Origin of the sequence: Streptomyces sp. WAC06614 (assembly GCF_003949795.1) — a bacterium.
Classification (GTDB): domain Bacteria; phylum Actinomycetota; class Actinomycetes; order Streptomycetales; family Streptomycetaceae; genus Streptomyces.
In genome coordinates, this window is sequence record NZ_RPRY01000515.1 from 1 (window position 1) to 3,267 (window position 3,267).

Annotated in this window: 3 protein-coding genes; 2 read left to right on the plus strand and 1 reads right to left on the minus strand. The window is 71.7% G+C overall.

The genetic code is table 11. The features are described 5' to 3' along the window. Positions 1-188 precede the first annotated feature (188 nt). Entirely contained in the window at positions 189-1,841 is a 1,653-nt protein-coding gene (locus EF918_RS34055; RefSeq protein WP_125652747.1) for a putative adhesin, read from the plus strand. Positions 1,842-1,970: 129 nt separating this feature from the next. After that, entirely contained in the window at positions 1,971-2,783 is an 813-nt protein-coding gene (locus EF918_RS34060) for a hypothetical protein (RefSeq protein WP_125652748.1), read from the plus strand. A gap of 164 nt (positions 2,784-2,947) precedes the next feature. On the opposite strand, the gene EF918_RS37475 is transcribed toward EF918_RS34060, so the two are convergent. Beyond that, positions 2,948-3,118, minus strand: a complete 171-nt coding sequence (locus tag EF918_RS37475) for a hypothetical protein (protein ID WP_185922060.1) — start codon at positions 3,116-3,118, stop codon at positions 2,948-2,950. Positions 3,119-3,267: the final 149 nt, after the last annotated feature.

The following is a 3,267-nucleotide window of genomic DNA, read 5'->3' on the forward strand; positions in this document are numbered from 1 at the left end:
CCTCGGTCCGAGGGGGCACTCCAGGCTGCTCGGGCGGGGGCACGGGGGCCGGGTCGAAGGGCCGCCCCTGAGGGCACCCGCCGCTCGGGCCCCGGTCAATAGCGTGAAGGTGACCGGAATGCACCATTCCACATAGCCCGGTCGACACCCCTCCCAGCAGCCCCGCCCGAGAAGGATCGATCCCGACCATGGCAACCCTCTACGTACTGGCCCACGGCGCCCTGGTCCCCGGCAGGAAGATCCATGTGCCGGCCGGAGTCACCGTCCACTTCTACGCCCGGCCCGGCGAGCTCGCCACGCATCCGACCTTCCTCTACCTCCTCGCCGGAGCAAGGATGAAGCCCGCCCGGAGCGTGACCGGTCCGCAATGGATCGACGACACCTCGCTGAGCAGCGTCACCGAGGAGGAGTACGCCTGGGCGAGGGCGCTGGCCGACATGAACGGCCTGGATTTCCGTGCCGGAGGTCACGAAGGGGCGCCCCTCGCCCTCTGCACGAAGCCGTACGACGACCGCGGCGCACCGCTCTTCGGCGCCGCGGACGCCTGCACCGAGGGCGAGCACACGTGCGACGGATACCTCGGCCGTGCCGCGCAGGGGAGCGTCATCCATCTGGGCGCCTGTCAGGGGTACGACGACCTGTCCACGGCACTGTCCAGGGCGGCCCGCCGGATCCTCAGCAGGTTCCCGGAGAACGAGACGCTGAAGGCGCTCGCCCGCACACATTTCGCCGAGCCCCGGCAGACACCCGGGATCATGATGGTCGGCGACGAGGAAGTCCCCTACCAAGTGAAGGCGGACGACGACCACGACGGCTTCGAAACGCTCGCCGAGTTCAACCGCTTCATGCAGCTCGCCTCGGTGGACAAGCACGCGGCCTGGCAGAAGTTCCTCACCTACCCCTCGGCCGTGCGGCCCCACCTGTTGTTCTACCCGGAATTCCGGGCGGCCCTGGAGAGCGTGCAGAAGGCGGTCGTGCGCCCCCAGGGCGGCGGCTGGGTACGGCTCGACGAACTCGCCGCCCTGCGCGGCGTCGATGCCCATGACCTGTCCACCGCGCTGTTCCTGTCCGACGAGATCCGCCTGGACCCCTCGCCCGACACGGTCCGGAAGGCCCTGTTCACGGCGGCCGACGGGGTCAAGGGGAGGGATTTCAGGGAAGCCGGGCAGGAGGCCGGATCCTGGCTGGGGATCTTCCGGCACTGGCTGCACACCGCTGCCGGCAGGGCGGCGTCGGGCATCGACGGCAGGGTCGCCGTGGACCTCGTGAACTGGCTGGCGGCGGACGAGCTGGCGCCCTTCCACAGCGGTGCGCCCTTCCACGAGAAGTTCAGGGTCCTCCTGGACCTCTCGGAGGCCTTGCAGGACCCCCGGCACCCCGTGACCGTGCTGTTCCCCGCGCACGTCCAGGCCCTCGCGTCCTCCGTAGAGGCGTATGTGGAGCGGGAGCAGTGGCTGGTGCGGACCCAGCTCTGCGAAGGCCTGACCCTCTTCGAGGGGGCGGGAAGCCCGGAGCTCGACGTCCTCACCGGCGAGGACACCGTCCGTGAGCTGATGGAGCGCTTCCAGGAGCACCAGGCCCGGCTGGAGACGCAGCTGGCCTGCACCGACCCGGAGCAGCACGAGGAATTCGCCGCGATCCACCAGGAGATGAGCACCCTCGGTATCTGCAGGGAAAAGGCGGAGACTGCACTGCGGGTCCTCGACGAGACGGTGAGCTACTTCTCGACCGCCCGGGCGACCGTCGAGGGCGCCTACAGCGAGGCGTTGCAGCTCCTGGAGACCCCGTACGCCGCGTTCCGGGAAGTCACCTTCAACTGGGACGACGTGGCCTTCTCCTGAGGGAGGTACGGCGGGGGCCGAAGGGGCAGCCGCGCGTTCCTCAAGGCCTGCCCCGGTGCACCCTGTCGTGCCCCGGGGGCGGTTGACAGCATCGGGTGCCGCACTGCCGCGAAGGGGAGGCCACCCGCCTTGGGCTACATCCTGCTGGGCCACGGGTCTTACTACGCCGACCGGACCACCGCGCCGGACGCCATGGAGCTCGTCGGGGTCCCTCCGGGGACCACGGTCCACTGCTTCGACGGCGCCGAGCACCACCACCAGGAGCTCGTCCACGGCGGGCAGCCCGGCTTGTGGGAGCAGCTCGGCCCCGCCGTCCACACGTTCGACAGCAGTGGGCCGGCCGTCAACCGCTTGGAGCTCCGCGGCGGTGCCGACCTCCACGACGACGGTCTCCTCGGCGATCCGGCGTTCGCCGGGCACCATGTGGTGCTGCCGGGTGTCGGCCCCGTGCCGGATCCGCTGCTGCTGTGCGACGGCGGCCCCGCCACCTGCCCGGACGCGCCGGACGGGACGACGGGGAATGCGGCGGAGCACCGGTGCACGGGCATCCTCGGGCTCTTCGGCGGTCACGACCTGTACCTGGTGTGGGCCGCCTCGTTCAGGGCCGCCGGAACGCCCGGCCCGCACGACCAGCGGGCCGTCGCCGAACGCAACGGGGACGCCGTGGACATGGCGGGCGACGGGGCCACCTTGTCCTACCTGCTCGGCGGCCCGGAGTTCCTCCTCTCCCCGGAGCCGGGCTTCTACGGCCACCGCGGCGCGGACCTGGCCCGTGTGCGGGGCGCGGGCGACTTCGTGCAGGGCACGCTGGTGTTCCACCGGGGTGACCCGTACGGGGCCGCCGGATTCGCCGTCGCCGGTCTTCCGCCGGACCGGCGGGGCGTGGTGGAGGCCGCCATCGCCCGGTTCTGCCGTCGTCCGTTCCAGGTCCGGTTCATCTGAGAGCAGCACCGGCGAAAGGCACATGTCGACCAGCGCACGGGGGCGACGCGGGGCGACGCGGGTGCTTCCGTGCGGGTACAGGTGCAGATACGGGTATCGGACCCGGGGTACGCCCGGGGCGCCCCCTGGGCGCGGGCCCAGGGGGCGCCCCGCCCGCGTCCGTGCTAGGCGGACGTGCGGGACGTGGGCACCGGGGTGAGCTGGTGGCGGACCGCCCATTCGGCCGCTGCCAGGGTGAGGTATTCGGCGAGGTGGTCTCCGTCCGCCGTACGCACCTCGTAGCGGTCGGCGATCTGGTTGATCAGGTACTCCGGTGAGGCCTCGGTGGGGCTCACGGTCGGCATGGTCCTGTCCCTTCGGCTCTGGGTCCTTCCCGCCCCTCGTGGTCCACCCTGCCCGAACCCGCCTCCGGCGGGTGTCACCCGACCGTACCCCCGGGCGGACGACAGCGGCGTCCACCCGCCCGGGGGTACGGTCGGGTGAC

Coding starts and splice junctions, on each gene's coding strand:
- EF918_RS34055 (WP_125652747.1), top strand. CDS start 189: ATGGCAACCCTCTACGTACTGGCCCACGGCGCCCTGGTCCCCGGCAGG.